The organism is Saccharothrix lopnurensis, assembly GCF_042658445.1.
Lineage (GTDB): Bacteria > Actinomycetota > Actinomycetes > Mycobacteriales > Pseudonocardiaceae > Actinosynnema > Actinosynnema lopnurensis.
Map to the genome: position 1 here is coordinate 163,483 of NZ_JBHSQO010000007.1, position 16,121 is coordinate 179,603.

Consider the following 16,121-nt stretch of genomic DNA (forward strand, 5'->3'; position numbering starts at 1 on the left):
GGGGGCGGGGAACGGCGGTGGGGGGGCTCCCGGATCGGGAGCCCCCCAACGGAAAGCGGCAGAACCGCCGGCGCGGAACCGGCAGCGCGGAACCTCCGGCGCCGAAACCCTCAGTGCGCGAAGTGCCGCGTACCGGTCAGGTACACCGTCACGCCGGCCGCCTCGGCCGCCGCGATGACCTCGGCGTCGCGGACGGAACCACCGGGCTGCACGACGGCTCGCACGCCGGCCTCCAGCAGCACCTCCAGGCCGTCCGGGAACGGGAAGAACGCGTCGGACGCGCCGACCGCGCCCTGGACCCGGTCACCAGCTCGGGCGACCGCCAACCGGGCGGCGTCGACGCGGTTGACCTGGCCCATGCCGACACCGACCGTGGCGCCGCCGGACGCCAGCAGGATCGCGTTGGACTTCACCGCGCGGCACGACCGCCAGGCGAACGCCAGGTCGGCCAGGCCCTGCTCGTCCAGCGGCGCGCCGCACGCCAGCGTCCACTTGGCCGGGTCGTCGCCCTCGGCCGTGATGGTGTCGACGGTCTGCACCAGCAGCCCGCCGGACACCGCGCGCATCTCCGTCCCGCCCCGCACCGGCTCCGGCGCGACCAGGATGCGGATGTTCTTCTTGCGGGTCAGCACGTCCACCGCGCCGTCGGCGTAGGCCGGGGCGATGATCACCTCGGTGAAGATCTCCGCGACCTGCTCGGCCATCTCCACGGTGACCTCGCGGTTGGCCGCGATCACGCCGCCGAACGCGCTCACCGGGTCGCACGCGTGGGCCTTGCGGTGCGCCTCGGCGACCGCGGCCGCACCGTCCAGGTCGGACACCGCGATGCCGCACGGGTTGGCGTGCTTGATGATCGCCACGCACGGCAGCTCGTGGTCCCACGCCGCCCGCCACGCGGCGTCCGCGTCGACGAAGTTGTTGTAGGACATCTCCTTGCCGTGCAGCTGCTCGGCGGTGGCCAGGCCGGAGCGCCCGTCGACGCCGGTGTAGAGCGCCGCGCGCTGGTGCGGGTTCTCGCCGTAGCGCAGCACCTGCTTGCGCTGCCACGTCGCGCCGACCCAGCCGGGGAAGCCGGAACCCCCGTCGTCCGGCGCCACGACGCTGCCCAGGTACGAGGCCACGGCCACGTCGTAGGAGGCGGTGTGCCGGAACGCGTCCACGGCCAGCCGCTGCCGGTCGGGGAGCGTGAAGCCGCCCTCCCGGACCTGCTCCAGCACCCACTCGTACCGGGTCGGGTCGACCACGACCGCCACGCTCGCGTGGTTCTTCGCGGAGGAGCGGACCATGGCGGGCCCGCCGATGTCGATCTGCTCCACGCACTCGTCCGGTGACGCGCCGGAGGCGACGGTCTGAGCGAACGGGTAGAGGTTCACCACGAGCAGGTCGAACGGCGCGATGTCGTGCTCACGCAGGGTTTCCAGGTGCGCCTCGCGCCGGGTGTCGGCGAGCAGGCCCGCGTGCACACCGGGGTGCAGCGTCTTGACCCGGCCGTCGAGCATCTCGGGGAACCCGGTCACGCTCTCCACCGACCTCACCGGGATGCCCGCGTCGGCGATCGCGCGCGCCGTGCCGCCGGTGGAGACGATCTCGACCCCGGCCGCGTGCAGGCCGGTGGCCAGTTCCAGCAGCCCCGATTTGTCGGACACCCCGATCAGGGCCCGACGAACCGGTCGCCTCTCGGCAGGAGTGGTCACGGCATGCTCACCTTTCGTCCGTCCACGGTGCAGCCCTCGCGGGCCAGGCGGGCGACCACGTCGACGAGCAGCCGCCGCTCCACCACCTTGATGCGCTCGTGCAGGCTTTCGACGTCGTCGTCATCGGTGACGACCACCGCCTCCTGGGCCAGGATCGGCCCGGTGTCCACGCCGCCGTCCACCAGGTGCACGGTCGCGCCGGTCACCTTCACGCCGTAGTCCAGGGCGTCGCGGACGCCGTGCGCGCCGGGGAAGGCGGGCAGCAGCGCGGGATGGGTGTTGACCATCCGGCCGCCGAAGCGGGCCAGGAAGGCAGTCCCGAGGATCTTCATGAACCCGGCCGACACGACCAGGTCGGGCCGGTGCGCCTCGACGGCGTCGGCCAGCGCGACGTCCCAGGCCGCGCGGTCGGCGTGGTCGCGCAGCTTCACCGAGAAGGCCGGGACGCCCGCGCGCCCGGCGCGGTCCAGGCCGGCGATGCCGTCGCGGTCCGCGCCGACGGCGACCACCTCGACCGGGTATCCGGGGTCGGCCGCCGCGTCCAGCAGCGCCTGCAAGAGGGTGCCGGAACCGGAGACGAGGACGACGACCCTGGCGGGGACGGGAAGCCGGAGTGTGGTCGCGGCGCTCAGCTTGCTCTCCTTGCTGGGGACTGTCACAGCAGCTCAAGAGCAGCCTAGGCGGTGCTCACCGGCGCTCGGTCGGCAGGTCCGGGTCGCGGTCGGCCGACTCGTCGGAGCCGGGCCCGGCGTCGGCGTCGGCGTCGGCGTCGGCGTCGAGGGCGGGATCAGCACCGGACTCGGGCTGAAGGTCGGGCTCGGACTCGGGATCGGCGCCGGACTCGGGATCGAGTTCGGAGTCGGGGTCGTCGAGTTCGGGGTCGTCGAGTTCGGGGTCCGGGTCGTCGGAACCGACCTCGGGCACGTTCTCGAAGTCGTCGTCGTAGTCGTCCTCGAAGTCCTCGTAGTCGTCGGCGGCGGAGTCCTCGGGGTCCTCGGAATCCTCGGGGTCGTCCTCGAACTCGTCCTCGTCGTACTCGAAGTCCTCGTCGTACTCCTCTTCCCCGTCCTCCTCTTCCCCCTCCTCCGCGACGACCGGTTCCTCCACCGCGGGCACCGCCACCGCCACCGGCTCGACCACGCGCGGCGGGCGCGGCGGGCGCGGTCCCGCGAACCAGGCGACGATCCCGCCCGGCACGGCGACCCAAACCAGCGTCAGCACGCCCAGCAACCCGGCCGGCACGGTCACCGGGTCGAACGCCCCACCGCCCAGCGCCCCACCCGCGACCGCGGCCAGCACCAGCGCCCCCACGCCCGCGGTGACCCCCGCGATCAGCACCGCCCGCACCCGCGACCGGGGCACCGGGGCGGCGTCGCGCAGGGTGAACCCGGCCAGCACGCCGATCACGCCGGGCAGCACGAGCACCAGCGGCAGCCACCCCGACTGCTCCTCGGGCAGCGCGGCCAGCAGCGGCACGGCGGGCACCGCGCCGCCGGTGAACTCCAGCGGGTTCACCACCACCGGGCCGAGGGAGAACCCCGCGCCCACGACGTAGGACAGGGCGCCCACCACGGCGTTCGGCAGGTAGGCCAGGCACAGCAGCCAGATCCCGAGGCCGGTGCCGATGGTGCCGCCGCTCTGGTCGAACAGCGCCGCGGTGGTCGGCCAGGAGAGCACCAGGCCCAGCACCAGCACCAGCGCGCCGGCCGCCGCCAACGCGAACAGCACCACCGCGCCCGCCCGCAGGCCGCGCCGGGCCACCGGGTCGACGCGCTCGAACACGACCTCCACCAGGCCGCAGCGCTGCGCCACGCCCGCCACCGCCGCCAGCCCGGACACCGCCGCGCAGCCGAAGAACGCCACCGCGGGCGTCGCGCGCACCGGGCCCTCCTCGCCCATCAGGAACGAGATCACCCCGCCGACCCCCGCGTGCGCGCCCGCGATGCTGAACACCACCGACCGCGCCTGGAGCGGCTCGAACAGGCCCAACCGGTCGGCCGCGCCCGCCGCCGCCCGGTACACCAGCAGCATCACCAGCGCGGTCGGCAGCAGCGGCAGCAGGCCGAGCTGCCCGCCGTCGAACCGCAGCGGCACGTGGTGCGCGGCCAGCCAGCCGGGCGCGGCCGCGGTCAGCACACCGGTGGTGGAGAACGAGGCGTGCGCGGCCGTGGAGGAGATCAGCGCGAGCAGCGCGGCGACCGCGGCGTAGCCGACCACCACGGAGCCCGCGGCGGTCGTGGCGAGCACCCGCACCCGTTCGGCGCGGGAGAACTCGGGCGGGCGCACGGAGTCGGTCACCGCGCCGTGGGAAGTCGTCTGGAGCACCGGCACCTGTCCACTGTCTCAGTCGCGATGAGCCGTTCGGGTGAGGCACGCCGGGTACGCGAAGAGGGGTGGCACCGGAATCCCGGTGCCACCCCTCCTCAAGCCTGGTCAGCCCTGCTGCTGGGGTCCGCCGAACCCGCTGGGCGGGGTGCCCTGGCCGGGCTGCGGCTGGTTGAACTGGCCGGGCTGCGGCATGTACGAGGTCGGCTGCGGCTGGTTGGGCTGCTGGCCCTGCTGCTGCGGCGGCGCCTGCTGGCCGAACTGGCCGGACGGCGGGCCGAACTGCTGCTGCGGGTGCTGGCCCTGCTGCGGGAACGCGCCGGACTGCGGGTTGTTCCAACCGCCCTGCTGGGCGTAGGGGTTGGCGGGCTTGGGCTGGAGCTTCACCACACCCGCGTCCAGCAGGACCGCGACGACGACGGCGGCGGTCTGGAGCAGCGCCACGATCAGCAGGACGACCTGCATGCCCTCGACGTCGGCCTCGGTCTTCACGATGTCCTGGAGCAGGAGCAGCGTGGTGACCGCGGCGAGCACGGCGGCGGCGGGCAGCAGCCGCGGCGCCTTCGGCAGCACGGACAGGCCCGCCAGCACCGCGGCGGCCAGCAGGAACTGGATCTGCACCGACGCGACGTCGTCCGCGAACGCCAGCAGGTAGGCGATCAGGCCCAGACCCGCGGCGACCAGCGGGAGGATGAGGTTCAGGTTGACGCCCACCGCCGGCTGCGCCGGTCCCGGCTGCTGCTGAGGGGCGCCGTACGGCTGGGACATGGTGGTGACTCCTCCAACTGGTGGGCTGATCAGGTCGTCGGCAGAACGCTAGCCGATGCGCACTCTCCGACGACGACCGGACTCCTGTGGTTCCCCCGGACGCGTGCTCGCACACACCGAAGGCCACCTCCCCTCGGGAGGTGGCCTCCAGTGTCTGCCACGAACGGGCGGATGTCAGCCGATCGAACCCATGATCTCGCGCATCAGGGCGGCGGTCTCGGACGGCGTCTTGCCGACCTTCACACCGGCGGCCTCCAGGGCCTCCTTCTTCGCCTGCGCGGTGCCGGCCGAGCCGGACACGATCGCGCCCGCGTGACCCATGGTCTTGCCCTCGGGGGCGGTGAAGCCCGCCACGTAGCCGACGACCGGCTTGGTGACGTTCTCCTTGATGTAGGCCGCGGCCCGCTCCTCGGCGTCGCCGCCGATCTCGCCGATCATCACGATCGCCGCGGTGTCCGGGTCGGCCTCGAAGGCCGCCAGCGCGTCGATGTGGGTGGTGCCGATGATCGGGTCGCCGCCGATGCCGATGGCGGTGGAGAAGCCGAAGTCCCGCAGCTCGTACATCATCTGGTAGGTCAGCGTGCCGGACTTCGACACCAGGCCGATCTTGCCGGCGCCCGAGATGTTGGCCGGGATGATGCCCGCGTTGGACTGGCCGGGGCTGATCAGACCCGGGCAGTTCGGGCCGATGATCCGGGTCTTGTTGCCGGTGGCCACGGCGTGGGCCCAGAACGCGGCGGTGTCGTGCACCGGGATGCCCTCGGTGATCACGACGGCCAGGCCGATGCCGGCGTCGATCGCCTCGATCGCGGCGGCCTTGGCGAACGCCGGCGGCACGAAGATCACGGTCACGTCGGCGCCGGTGGCCTCCATGGCCTCCGACACGGTGCCGAACACCGGCAGCACGTGGCCGTCGAAGTCGACCTTCTGGCCGGCCTTGCGCGGGTTGACGCCGCCGACGATGGTGGTGCCCGAGGCCAGCATCCGCTTGGTGTGCTTGGTGCCCTCGGCGCCGGTCATGCCCTGGACGATGACCTTGCTGTCCCGGTTGATGAAGATAGCCATCGTCAGACCCCCGCAGCCGCGAGCTCGGCGGCCTTGTCGGCCGCGTTGTCCATAGTGTCCACCACGGTCACCAGCGGGTGGTCGGCCTCGGCCAGGATCCGGCGGCCCTCCTCCACGTTGTTGCCGTCGAGGCGGACGACCAGCGGCTTGGCGGCCTCGTCGCCCAGGATCTCCAGGGCCTTGACGATGCCGTTGGCCACCGCGTCGCACGCGGTGATGCCGCCGAAGACGTTCACGAACACGGACCGGACGTCCGGGTCGTTGAGGATGATCTCCAGGCCGTTGGCCATGACCTCGGCCGACGCGCCGCCGCCGATGTCGAGGAAGTTCGCGGGCTTGACCCCGCTGTGCCGCTCGCCCGCGTAGGCCACCACGTCGAGGGTGGACATGACCAGACCGGCGCCGTTGCCGATGATGCCGACCTGGCCGTCCAGCTTGACGTAGTTGAGGCCCTTCTCCTTGGCCTTGGCCTCCAGCGGGTCCTCGGCCTGCTTGTCGACCAGCGCCTCGTGCTCCGGGTGGCGGAAGCCGGCGTTCTCGTCGAGCGTGACCTTGCCGTCGAGCGCGACGATCCTGCCCTCGGGGTCGCGCACCAGCGGGTTGACCTCGACCAGCGTGGCGTCCTCGGACACGAAGGTGTCCCAGAGCTTGACGACCACGTCGGCGACCTGGTCGGCGACCTCGGCCGGGAACTTCGCGGCCTTGACGATCTCCTCGGCCTTGGCGCGGTCGACGCCCTTGATCGCGTCGACGGGCACCTTGGCGAGGGCCTCGGGCTTGGTCGCCGCGACCTCCTCGATGTCCATGCCACCCTCGACGGAGGCCATCGCGAGGAAGGTCCGGTTCGCCCGGTCCAGCAGGAAGGAGAAGTAGTACTCCTCCGCGATGTCGGAGGCGGGGGTCACCAGCACGCGGTGCACGACGTGACCCTTGATGTCCAGGCCGAGGATCGCCTCGGCCTTGGTCGAGGTCTCGTCGGGCGTCTCGGCGAGCTTGACGCCACCGGCCTTGCCGCGGCCGCCCGTCTTCACCTGGGCCTTGACCACGACGGTCTGGCCGAAGCGCTCGGCGATGGCCTTGGCTTCGGCGGGGGTGGTCGCCACGTCGCCCGGCAGTACCGGGACGTCGTGGGCGGCGAAGAGATCCTTCGCCTGGTACTCGTACAGGTCCACTCGGGTCTCCTGCGACGTCGGTGTCGGACACCGCGTCCTCGCTGGTGCGGTCCTCGAAGGTCCGGCGCTCCAGGCTGGGGCCTGGTGCACCACGTACCAGGCATCACCTGGAACGCCGGCTCAGCCGTGGGGACCGGCTCGACGCGGCTGCGCAGAACACTATCGACCTGCCCGGACCACTCCGCACCCCACGCCCGTGAAGTCCGTCATAGAGGTGGTGAGGTCGATCACCACACCGATTCAGCAACCCGGCGGGCGGCGCGGACCCGAGCACCGCTCGTCTCTTCCGCGCGGCCCGGCGGCGAGCGCCCCTCCGCGCCGGTGAGCCGAACCGCCTTCAGCCAACCGTTCTCAACGAAGCGCTCTCAACGCGCCGTCCTCAGCACCTCGTCCTCAGCGCGCCGTGCGCAGCGCCGCCGACACCAGGAACGCGGCGGTCGCGGCGGCGGCCAGCCACAGGCCCGGCCCGGCCGCGGCGTCCACGGCCCGCCCCGACGTCAGGGGGTACTCCAGCGCCCGCACCGCGGTGACCAGGGAGGCGCCCAGCAGCAACGCCGCGCCCTGGCCCGGACGCGCCTTGAGGGCGATCGCCGCCGCGACCACCACCCACACCAGCGCCAGCAGCAGGCCCCAGGACCCGACTCGGAAGTCGAAGGCGCCGACCGGCGCGTACTCCGGGGCCCTCAGCACCGGCAGGGCGAACGCGCCCAGCGCCAACAGGGCGGCGATCAACGTCCCGGCGACCAGCGGCAGCGGCGGTTCGCCCGCGGCCGTGCCCGCCTCGTCCCGCTCGACCGAACCGGCCAGGGCCGCGACCAGGCCGGCCGCGGCGGCGAGGACCACGGCCAGCGCGGTGAACCACGTGCCGGGCCCGGGTTCGACGGTCTCGACCTGCGTGGCGGCGAAGACCGCGTCGAGCGCGGAGGCGGCCGCCAGCGGGACGGTGACCAGCGCGACGGCGAGCGCCGGCCGGACCGGGACCCTGGCCAGCAGGGCCACCGCCAGGCCACCGGTGGCGATCGCGGCCGGCCAGAGGAGGCGGGCGGCGTAGTCCGTCGGGACCGGCAGCCCCTCGGGCAGCACGAGCTGGTCGGTCACCGCGCCCGCGACGGCGGCCGCCGCGGCGGCCAGCGCCAGGCAGCCGGTGATCACGTGCAGGCGGCGCGGGCCGGGCAGCTCGGGCTCGGAGGGCTCGGCGCGCTCCGCCCTGGTGGACTGCGGCCAGGCCAGCGCCGCGGCGGCGACCAGCACCAGGAACGGACCGGGCGCGAACCCGACGCGGTCGACGGCGATCCCCGTCGCGACCGGCGGCAGCGCCACGGCGACCAGGACGGCGGCCAGCCCGAGCAGGCCGCCCCGCCGGACCTCCGGGGTGGTGGCGCTCGCGGCCACCACCGCCAGGACGGGCGCGGCGATCGTGAGCAGGAGGCCACCGACCATCGGCAGCGCGGCCGACTCGAACGGGCCGCGCGCCGGGATGAAGGCGTCGGTGGAGGTGAAGGGAACGGTGAACAGCCCGACCGCCGCGACCAGGCCCGCCGTGGCCGGCAGGACGAACCCCGCGGGCTCGCTGCGCACGTCCGGTTCGACGAGGGCGGTCGCGGCCGCGGCGCCGCCCGCGATCACCAGCACGTGCCCGACGAGGAGCAGCCACGCCCCGGCGCCCGGGGCCGGGGACCCGAGGTCGGTGAGGAGGAACAGCTCGGGGCGGGAGGTGTCGACGGGGTCGACCACGATCTGGAGGTCGTTGAACAGGCGGCCGACCGCGAACACGGCGGGCGCGACGAGGACCGCCGCCGCGGTCGTCTCCTGGCCTCGGGCCAGCAGGACGACGGAGAGCGCGGTGGGCAGCAGGGCGAGGACCGCCAGCAGCGGCCACGCGGTGAACGCGGGGGGCGCGGAGGCGTCGACCACCCCGACCACCGGGGCCGCCGCCGCGAACACCGAGCCCGGGGCGGCGAGCCCGACCGCCGTCCGCAGCCTCGTGGATGTCGGGGCGACCGGGTCAGCGGTTCCGGTTCGGATCACCGGTCGGACGCTAGCAAAGGCCGGGGAGGTCCCGCGCGCCGTCGCGGGGGCGGTCCCCCGGTGCGCCGGCGGCCCCCTGGACCTGACCTGGTCCGGCGCGGGAACGGGCCCTGGGCGCCGCCGAATTGGGCCTGATGTCGCCTTTGCTCACCCGTACGGGTGGTCTAGCGCGGAAATCCGGTCGGGGTGGGGGTGGGCGGGACCGGGAATGTCCGGCGCCCCTCGGGGGAGGGAACCGGCGTTTCCGACGATCTTGGCCGGTTCACCGTTTCACCAGGTGGTGCCGCAAGAGCCGCCGGGTGCGGGGACGTCCGGCGATCCCGCTCCACCTCATCACTGCCGAAGGGCGGTTGCGGGTTGGAGGGCGTGGTGGAGGCTCCCCCGGACCGCCCGGCCGGCGCCCCGGCCCGTTTCGACCCCGGAGGTGGCGGGCACCCGATTCGCGTCTGGTGCACGGGGCACCGGGGGACGATCGGTCCGCCTTCGCAGCGCTGTCGGGGGTGCTGCGGAGGCGGGGAACCGGAGTGGTGAACGCGGCTGACCACCGCGTCGAGCGAACGCCCGGGGAGCGCGTCCGCGCAGGCCACTCCGGAGCAGGACCTGACCACGCCCGGGGCGTGGGCCGCCCGGGGTTGCGGGGCGCGAACCGCCCGGGGCGGGACAACCCGGGACCTGGTCAGCCCGGGACCTGGTCAGCCCGGGACGGGGCCGAGCCGCACCCGCTCCACCACGCCGTGAGGTGACCCGGCGTGAGGTACCCAAGCGCTGCCCCGGAGGGTGACGTCCGGTTGGAGCAGTGGGTTTCGGCCACCCAGGAGCACCGGATACGTGATTCAGGTCACCTTTGGTCCACGATCTCCGGGCGCACCCCCACCTCTTTGTGATCGCCATCACGCATTCGTATGACGTCCAGAATCACCCCATCGTGCCTGCACGCTCGCGGTTTAGTAGCGCTGTCATGACCCAAAGTCACCAGTCGTGTGCCGAGTAGTCCACCTGACCGCTAATCGGTAGAGATCCCCACCAGGGATTGCCCTTAAGGGCTCCGCGCCGTTACTGTCCCCCGGTCCGTTGTCACGGTCTGGTCACAACCTGGACAGGGAGTCGGTTACCCCAACCGGCTCAACCGGGATCCCCCGCCCGGTGTCCGACCGGACTCCCCGAAGACGGAAGGTCAGGTTTTGTCTCGACACCGCTCCCCCGGCGGCCATACGAGTTCGAACGCGCTCGAAGAGGCGGTAGACCGTGCCTCGACGCGTGCTGTGGCCACGCACCGGATCCCGCCACCCCCCTCGGCGCTGCGCGGCCGCATCATGGTCGCCGCTGTCGCCGTAGGCGCGTTCGCCGCCGCAGGCGCCGGGCAGACGCTGCACGCGCTGGGCTCCGACTCGCCGAGCAGCTCGGACGAGGTGACCCCCCTCGCGAACGCCGCCGAGGGCGCCGCCGCGTTCGGCGTCGGCGGCACCGGCCCCGCCGCACCCCAGGTCCTCCCCGTCGCCAAGACGGTCGACGCGGCCGCCGAGGCGCAGAAGCTCGTCAAGAGCCAGCAGATCACCCAGGACCGCGAGGCCGCCGCCGCCGAGGCCGCGCGCCCCAAGTTCGCCCGCCCGGCCGCCGGTGACTTCACCTCCGGCTTCGGCGGACGCTGGGGCACGATGCACTACGGCATCGACATCGCGGGTCCCATCGGCACGCCGATCCTCTCCGCCGCGGATGGTGTCGTGATCGAGGCCGGTCCGGCAAGCGGTTTTGGCCTCTGGGTCAAGGTCGAGCACGCCGACGGCTCGGTCACCGTCTACGGCCACGTCGACACCTACTCGGTGCGCGAGGGCCAGCGGGTCAGGGCGGGCGAGCAGATCGCCCGGATGGGCAACCGCGGCTTCTCCACCGGCCCGCACCTGCACTTCGAGGTCTGGGACGCGTCCGGCCGCAAGACCAACCCGCTGACCTGGCTGAACTCCAAGGGCATCAGCGTCTGACCCCGCGGTCGAACGGGAGCCGGTGCACGAAGTAGGCACAGGCCACCCGCCACACCGCGCACATGCGCCCGCGCTCGACGCACCGCCGGCACCGTCCGGCGGGCGTGCGCCGGTGCACACCCAGCAGCGCCCGCCACGCCGCGGCCAACCGCCGGGCCTCCAGGCCCGGCGCGCCACCGCGCGCGCCCAGCCGGTCCACCGCGTCCAGGTAGTCCCCCACGCGCTCGTCCAAGAGCCGGGCCAGCACCTCGTCCACACCGCACACCCCCGTGTCGTCGGCCTCGGTGTGGATCAAACACCCGGGCACCGACAATTTTCGGTCGTGGGGTGCCTGAGCCGCGAAAACGTGGCGGCGGGGCGCACGGGAGACGGGGAGCGGGGACCGGGGGCCCAGGCGGAGAACGCGAGAAGCCGGGCCGAGAACGCGAGAAGCCGGGCCGCCGAAGCGACCCGGCCCTCCCCTCGTAGAACCTCCCCCTCACGAGAACCGCCGCCCAGGCCCCCTGCCGACGATCCCCACCGCGGTCACCGCCCCGACACGGCTCCCGCGATCCCCCCGCGCCACGACCGCGGCTCCCCGATGACCCCGCGCCCCGAACGCCCGGCCATCCCGCTGGTGACAACCCTCAAGACGCGCACGAGCGATCCGGGTTGCCCGGAAACCGGATTCAACCCGAACGAGTGAGGAACAAGCTCCGGGAAGCCCTCAGAGCTTCACGAGCGGCACCCCGCCGATGAGCATCAACCGGACCGTCCCGGCCCCGCCGAAGTCGATCGTGGCGGTCGCGCGCGGCCCGGAGCCGTCCACGGCCACCACGCGCCCCAGCCCGTACTTGTCGTGGCTCACCCGGTCGCCCACGTCCAGCTTGACCGCCGGCGTGTCCTTCCACTGCGAGTTCGACGGCGAGGGCCGCGACGAGGTCGACGAGCGGCCCCACGACGTGGGCGCGGACGGCGCCGAGCGCCTCGGCTCCACCCGCCGCCACTCGACCAGGTCGGCCGGGATCTCGTCCAGGAACCGCGAGGCCGGGTTCGCCGCCGGCTGCCCCCACGCCGAGCGCACCAGCGCCCGCGACAGGTACAGCCGCTGCCGGGCCCGCGTGATGCCCACGTACGCCAGCCGGCGCTCCTCGGACAGCTCCGCCGGGTCGCCCAGCGCCCGCATGTGCGGGAAGACGCCGTCCTCCCAGCCGGTGCAGAACACCACCGGGTACTCCAGGCCCTTCGCGGTGTGCAGGGTCATCAGCGTGACCACTCCGTCGGACTCCGCGTCCGGCACCGAGTCCGCGTCCGCGACCAGCGACACCCGCTCCAGGAACGCCGCCAGCGAGCCCTCCGCGGGCAGCCCCTCGTCCTCGTCCGGCACGGGCACGGCCGCGCCCAGGTCGGTGAACTCGCGGGCCACCGTGACCAGTTCGTTCAGGTTCTCCACGCGGGAGTGGTCCTGCGGGTCCTCGCTGGCCTCCAGCTCGGCCCGGTAGGCGGTCTTCTCCAGCACCGCCTCCAGCACGTCGGCCACGTCGTCACCGCGCTCGACCAGCTCCCCCAGCTCGTCCATCAGCTCGACGAACCCGGCGATCGCGTTGCGCGAGCGCGGGTTGAGCAGCGCCACCCCGCCCGCCACCGCGGCGCGCAGCGCCACCGCGAAGCTGACCCGCTCCCGCTCGGCGTGGGCGGCCACGCACGCCTCCGCGCGGTCGCCGATGCCGCGCTTGGGCACGTTGAGGATCCGCCGCAGCGAGACCGTGTCGTCCGGGTTGGCCAACGCCCGCAGGTACGCCAGCGCGTCGCGCACCTCGCGCCGCTCGTAGAACCGCACGCCGCCGACGACCCGGTAGGGCAGGCCGAGGCGGATGAAGATCTCCTCGAACACGCGCGACTGGTTGTTGGTCCGGTAGAACACGGCGATCTCGCCGTTGTTCGCGTCGCCCGAGTCGACCAGCCGGTCGATCTCGTTGGCGACGAACTGCGCCTCGTCGTGCTCGTTGTCCGCGACGTAGCCGACGATCTTCTCGCCGTCGCCCAGGTCGCTCCACAGCCGCTTGTCGCGCCGGTCCGGGTTGCGCGAGATGACCGCGTTCGCGGCGCTCAGGATCGTCTGCGTGGACCGGTAGTTCTGCTCCAGCAGGATCGTGGTGGCCTGCGGGTAGTCCCGCTCGAACTCCACGATGTTGCGGATGGTCGCGCCGCGGAAGGCGTAGATCGACTGGTCAGCGTCGCCCACCACGCACAGCTCGCCGGGCGGGACGCCGTCCGCGCCGGTGCCGACCAGCTCGCGGACCAGCGTGTACTGGGCGTGGTTGGTGTCCTGGTACTCGTCGACCAGCACGTGCCGGAACCGGCGGTGGTAGTGCTCGGCCACGTCCGGGTGGTCCTGGAGCAGCTCGACCGTCCTCATGATGAGGTCGTCGAAGTCCAGCGAGTTCGACTCGGTGAGCCGGCGCTGGTAGCTCTCGTAGACCTCGGCGACGCGGCGCTCCAGGTCGTTGGCGGCCCGGTCCTTCGCGGTCGCGGGCCCCACCAGCTCGTTCTTCAGGTTCGAGATGTGGATGGCCAGCGTGCGGGCCGGGTAGCGCTTCGGGTCCAGGTCCAGGTCGCGCGCCACCAGCGTGATCAGCCGGCGCGTGTCGTCCGAGTCGTAGATCGAGAAGTTGGACGACATGCCGAGGACCTTGGCCTCGCGGCGCATGAGCCGCACGCACATCGAGTGGAACGTGGAGACCCACATCGAGCGGGCGCGCGGGCCCACCAGGTCGGCCACGCGCTCCTTCATCTCGGCGGCGGCCTTGTTGGTGAAGGTGATCGCCATGACCTCGCCGGGGTGCACCCCCCGCTCGGCGAGGAGGTGGGCGATGCGCCGGGTGAGCACGCGGGTCTTGCCGGACCCCGCGCCCGCGACGACCAGCAGCGGTGAACCGGCGTGCTCGACGGCCCGGCGCTGGGCCGGGTTGAGGTCGTCGAGCAGCCGCGCGGTCCGGGGGGCGGGGGGACTTGAGGGCAAGTCGAACAAGGCGCTCATCGCCTGTCCACGTTACCCGCACCCCCCGACGGGCCGGGGGCTGTGGCATGATGTGGTCGTGCTCGCGGCCAACTTCTACTTTTACGGGAACCGGACTCCGGCTCCCGTGGACCGCTAGCGCGACCAGCCACCACGAAGCCCCGGAGTCCTCGGACCCGGGGCTTCGCTGCTGCCGGGGCCGGCACTCCGCAGACCACCCCGAGAGGTCGTCACGATGAACAGCACCGACACCGGCACGGAGTCCGCCCAGGACATCGACGCGCTGCGCCAGGAGATCGACCACGTGGACGCCGAGCTGCTGCGCCTGGTGAAGCGGCGGATCGAGATCTCCAAGATCATCGGTGCGGCGCGGATGGCCGCCGGCGGGACGCGGATCGTGCACAACCGCGAGCTGGACGTGCTCAACCGCTACCGGGAGCTGGGCCCGGAGGGCCGCGACCTGGCCATGGTCCTGCTCAAGCTCGGCCGCGGCCCGCTGGGGCGCTAGTGGCGAACGCCCAGTCGGTGAGCGCGGCCCTGGCCCGGTCCAGGTCCGCGTCCACCAGCTGGGTGTCGTCCGGCACGTAGGCCAGCGGGTCCTCCAGCAGCTCCAGCCCGAGCAGGCCCTCCACCAGGGCGTGCAGGCACAGCGCCGAGTAGCCGCGCAGGTAGCCGCCCTCCTGGGTGAGCACGGTCGGCAGGCCGAGGTCCGACACCGCCCGGCCGATCCACCGGTAGCCGGCGGCGGTCAGGTTGTGCCTGCCGTTCGGGTCGAACGCGGAGCCGTCGAACCCGGAGGCGCAGACCAGGAGGTCCGCGCCGAACTCGGCCAGCGCCGGGAACGCGATCTCCTCCAGCGCCCGCCGGTAGGCGAGGTCGCCCGCGCCCAGGGACAGCTCGACGTTGACGTTGGCCGGGCCGCTCTCGTCGGGCGCGCCGGTCTGCGCGTGGTTGGCGCCCCACGGGCCGTGGCGCATGTGCACGGAGACGGTGAGCACGTCCGAGGTGTCGCGGAAGATCTCCTGGGTGCCGTTGCCGTGGTGCACGTCCCAGTCCAGGACGGCCACCCGCCGGCCACCGCGGCGCGCGGTCTCGGCGACCAGCGCGGCGTTGTTGACCAGGCAGTACCCGTCCGGCAGGTCCGGCTGGGCGTGGTGGCCGGGCGGGCGGACCAGGGCGTAGGCCAGGCGGGTGCGGCCGGCGGCGACCGCGTCCAGGGCCGCCAGGGCGGTGCCCGCGGCGGCGCGGACCGCGTCCCAGGAGCCGGGGCCCACGACCGTGTTGACCTCGACGCGGGTGCGCTCCCGGCACGCCTCGCGCAGGCGCGCCAGGTAGTCCGGGGTGTGGACGCGGGCCAACTCCTCCCCGTCCGCGAACCGGCCGGTCGACCAGGTCAGGTGCGGCGCGACCGGGCCGTGCCGCAGGGCGTGCCGGAACGTGCGCAGCCGGGCGGCGTTCTCCGGGTGCGGTTCGGCGACGTCGAGCCAGTCCCAGCGGCCGGGCAGCTCCCACAGGCCGCTCCCGGTGTCGTGCTCAAGGCAGGCGTCGTGCCAGAAGACCTCCACCGGGGGTGGATATCAGGGCGATCACCCATGGTCCAGCGGGTTTGGGCGTGGGCACACTGTTGGCATGGTCATCGGTCTCATCACGAGCCTGATCGCGATCGTGGGTGTGCTGGCCACGCTGGCGCACGACGGCTACCTCGCGATGCTGGGCTCGGCCGCCAAGTCCAAGCGCGCCGCCGGCGCGCCCATCGCCCAGTACGTGCGCAGTCGGTGGACCCTCGCCGGGGTGACGACGATCATCGCGCTCGTGGGCCTGCTGATCACCGCGGGCGGCGGGGTGTCCGGCGACATCATCGGCGCGCTCATCGCGGGCGGCGCCGGCCTGGCCGCGGCGAACTCGCTCCAGGGCACGCGCAAGCAGCTGAACAGCGGCAGGTGAAGATTCACTCTTCCGAGTGTCACTTGCCGCTCCGAGGTTGATTTGGGCCGTTCACTCGGGGCCCTGCGCCTACCCTGAGGTGGTCGCGGGGCCCCTCGTCGTCCCACCCCCACCCCGCGCCACTTGAGCAGAACAGGTGCGCAGTCGC

The 16,121-nt window shown here is 73.2% G+C and carries 13 protein-coding genes; 3 read left to right on the forward strand and 10 right to left on the reverse strand.

What is annotated here, in order from left to right:
* Window positions 1-110 precede the first annotated feature (110 nt).
* The 7 genes from purH to ACFP3R_RS09970 all read right to left on the reverse strand — a co-directional run bounded on the left by purH (window position 111) and on the right by ACFP3R_RS09970 (window position 9,052).
* Window positions 111-1,694 carry a bifunctional phosphoribosylaminoimidazolecarboxamide formyltransferase/IMP cyclohydrolase gene (purH, locus tag ACFP3R_RS09940; protein ID WP_380634884.1) on the reverse strand — a complete coding sequence of 528 codons (1,584 nt, stop codon included), beginning with the start codon at window positions 1,692-1,694 and terminating at the stop codon, window positions 111-113.
* The gene (gene purN / locus ACFP3R_RS09945; protein ID WP_380634985.1) at window positions 1,691-2,326 is read right to left on the reverse strand and encodes a phosphoribosylglycinamide formyltransferase; all 636 of its coding nucleotides are present in this window, start codon (window positions 2,324-2,326) and stop codon (window positions 1,691-1,693) included. Before purN ends, purH begins: the two co-directional genes overlap by 4 nt.
* Before the next feature lie 55 nt (window positions 2,327-2,381).
* Complete coding sequence (locus tag ACFP3R_RS09950; protein WP_380634886.1) at window positions 2,382-4,025, reverse strand: cell division protein PerM; 1,644 nt, start codon at window positions 4,023-4,025, stop codon at window positions 2,382-2,384.
* A 102-nt stretch (window positions 4,026-4,127) separates the two neighbouring features.
* Window positions 4,128-4,787 (reverse strand): DUF5336 domain-containing protein, encoded by a 660-nt coding sequence (locus ACFP3R_RS09955; protein WP_380634887.1) that lies wholly within the window; start codon window positions 4,785-4,787, stop codon window positions 4,128-4,130.
* Between the two features lie 174 nt (window positions 4,788-4,961).
* Window positions 4,962-5,852, reverse strand: coding sequence for a succinate--CoA ligase subunit alpha (sucD, locus tag ACFP3R_RS09960; protein ID WP_380634889.1), 891 nt, complete (start codon window positions 5,850-5,852; stop codon window positions 4,962-4,964).
* A gap of 2 nt (window positions 5,853-5,854) precedes the next feature.
* Window positions 5,855-7,024 carry an ADP-forming succinate--CoA ligase subunit beta gene (gene sucC / locus ACFP3R_RS09965; RefSeq protein ID WP_380634890.1) on the reverse strand — a complete coding sequence of 390 codons (1,170 nt, stop codon included), beginning with the start codon at window positions 7,022-7,024 and terminating at the stop codon, window positions 5,855-5,857.
* A 393-nt stretch (window positions 7,025-7,417) separates the two neighbouring features.
* Window positions 7,418-9,052, reverse strand: coding sequence for a hypothetical protein (locus tag ACFP3R_RS09970; protein WP_380634892.1), 1,635 nt, complete (start codon window positions 9,050-9,052; stop codon window positions 7,418-7,420).
* A gap of 1,313 nt (window positions 9,053-10,365) precedes the next feature.
* On the opposite strand from ACFP3R_RS09970, the gene ACFP3R_RS09975 reads away from it, so the two are divergent.
* Window positions 10,366-11,031, forward strand: coding sequence for a M23 family metallopeptidase (locus ACFP3R_RS09975; protein WP_380634986.1), 666 nt, complete (start codon window positions 10,366-10,368; stop codon window positions 11,029-11,031).
* Here the strand turns inward: ACFP3R_RS09975 and ACFP3R_RS09980 are convergent.
* Window positions 11,021-11,326: a hypothetical protein gene (locus ACFP3R_RS09980; RefSeq protein ID WP_380634893.1), complete on the reverse strand. Its 306-nt coding sequence runs from the start codon at window positions 11,324-11,326 to the stop codon at window positions 11,021-11,023. The genes ACFP3R_RS09975 and ACFP3R_RS09980 overlap by 11 nt on opposite strands.
* 411 nt (window positions 11,327-11,737) lie before the next feature.
* On the reverse strand, window positions 11,738-14,050 hold the full coding sequence (gene pcrA, locus ACFP3R_RS09985; protein WP_380634895.1) for a DNA helicase PcrA: 2,313 nt from the start codon (window positions 14,048-14,050) through the stop codon (window positions 11,738-11,740).
* Between the two features lie 214 nt (window positions 14,051-14,264).
* On the opposite strand from pcrA, the gene ACFP3R_RS09990 reads away from it, so the two are divergent.
* Window positions 14,265-14,537 (forward strand): chorismate mutase, encoded by a 273-nt coding sequence (locus ACFP3R_RS09990; RefSeq protein ID WP_380634897.1) that lies wholly within the window; start codon window positions 14,265-14,267, stop codon window positions 14,535-14,537.
* Here the strand turns inward: ACFP3R_RS09990 and ACFP3R_RS09995 are convergent.
* Window positions 14,506-15,594: an arginase family protein gene (locus tag ACFP3R_RS09995; RefSeq protein ID WP_380634899.1), complete on the reverse strand. Its 1,089-nt coding sequence runs from the start codon at window positions 15,592-15,594 to the stop codon at window positions 14,506-14,508. The two genes, ACFP3R_RS09990 and ACFP3R_RS09995, sit on opposite strands and share 32 nt — an antisense overlap.
* Before the next feature lie 64 nt (window positions 15,595-15,658).
* Between ACFP3R_RS09995 and ACFP3R_RS10000 the strand changes: the two genes are divergently transcribed.
* On the forward strand, window positions 15,659-15,973 hold the full coding sequence (locus ACFP3R_RS10000; protein WP_380634901.1) for a hypothetical protein: 315 nt from the start codon (window positions 15,659-15,661) through the stop codon (window positions 15,971-15,973).
* Window positions 15,974-16,121 lie beyond the last annotated feature (148 nt).

Coding starts and splice junctions, on each gene's coding strand:
- ACFP3R_RS09955 (WP_380634887.1), bottom strand. CDS start 4,787: ATGTCCCAGCCGTACGGCGCCCCTCAGCAGCAGCCGGGACCGGCGCAG.
- sucD (WP_380634889.1), bottom strand. CDS start 5,852: ATGGCTATCTTCATCAACCGGGACAGCAAGGTCATCGTCCAGGGCATG.
- ACFP3R_RS09975 (WP_380634986.1), top strand. CDS start 10,366: ATGGTCGCCGCTGTCGCCGTAGGCGCGTTCGCCGCCGCAGGCGCCGGG.
- pcrA (WP_380634895.1), bottom strand. CDS start 14,050: ATGAGCGCCTTGTTCGACTTGCCCTCAAGTCCCCCCGCCCCCCGGACC.
- ACFP3R_RS09990 (WP_380634897.1), top strand. CDS start 14,265: ATGAACAGCACCGACACCGGCACGGAGTCCGCCCAGGACATCGACGCG.
- ACFP3R_RS10000 (WP_380634901.1), top strand. CDS start 15,659: ATGGTCATCGGTCTCATCACGAGCCTGATCGCGATCGTGGGTGTGCTG.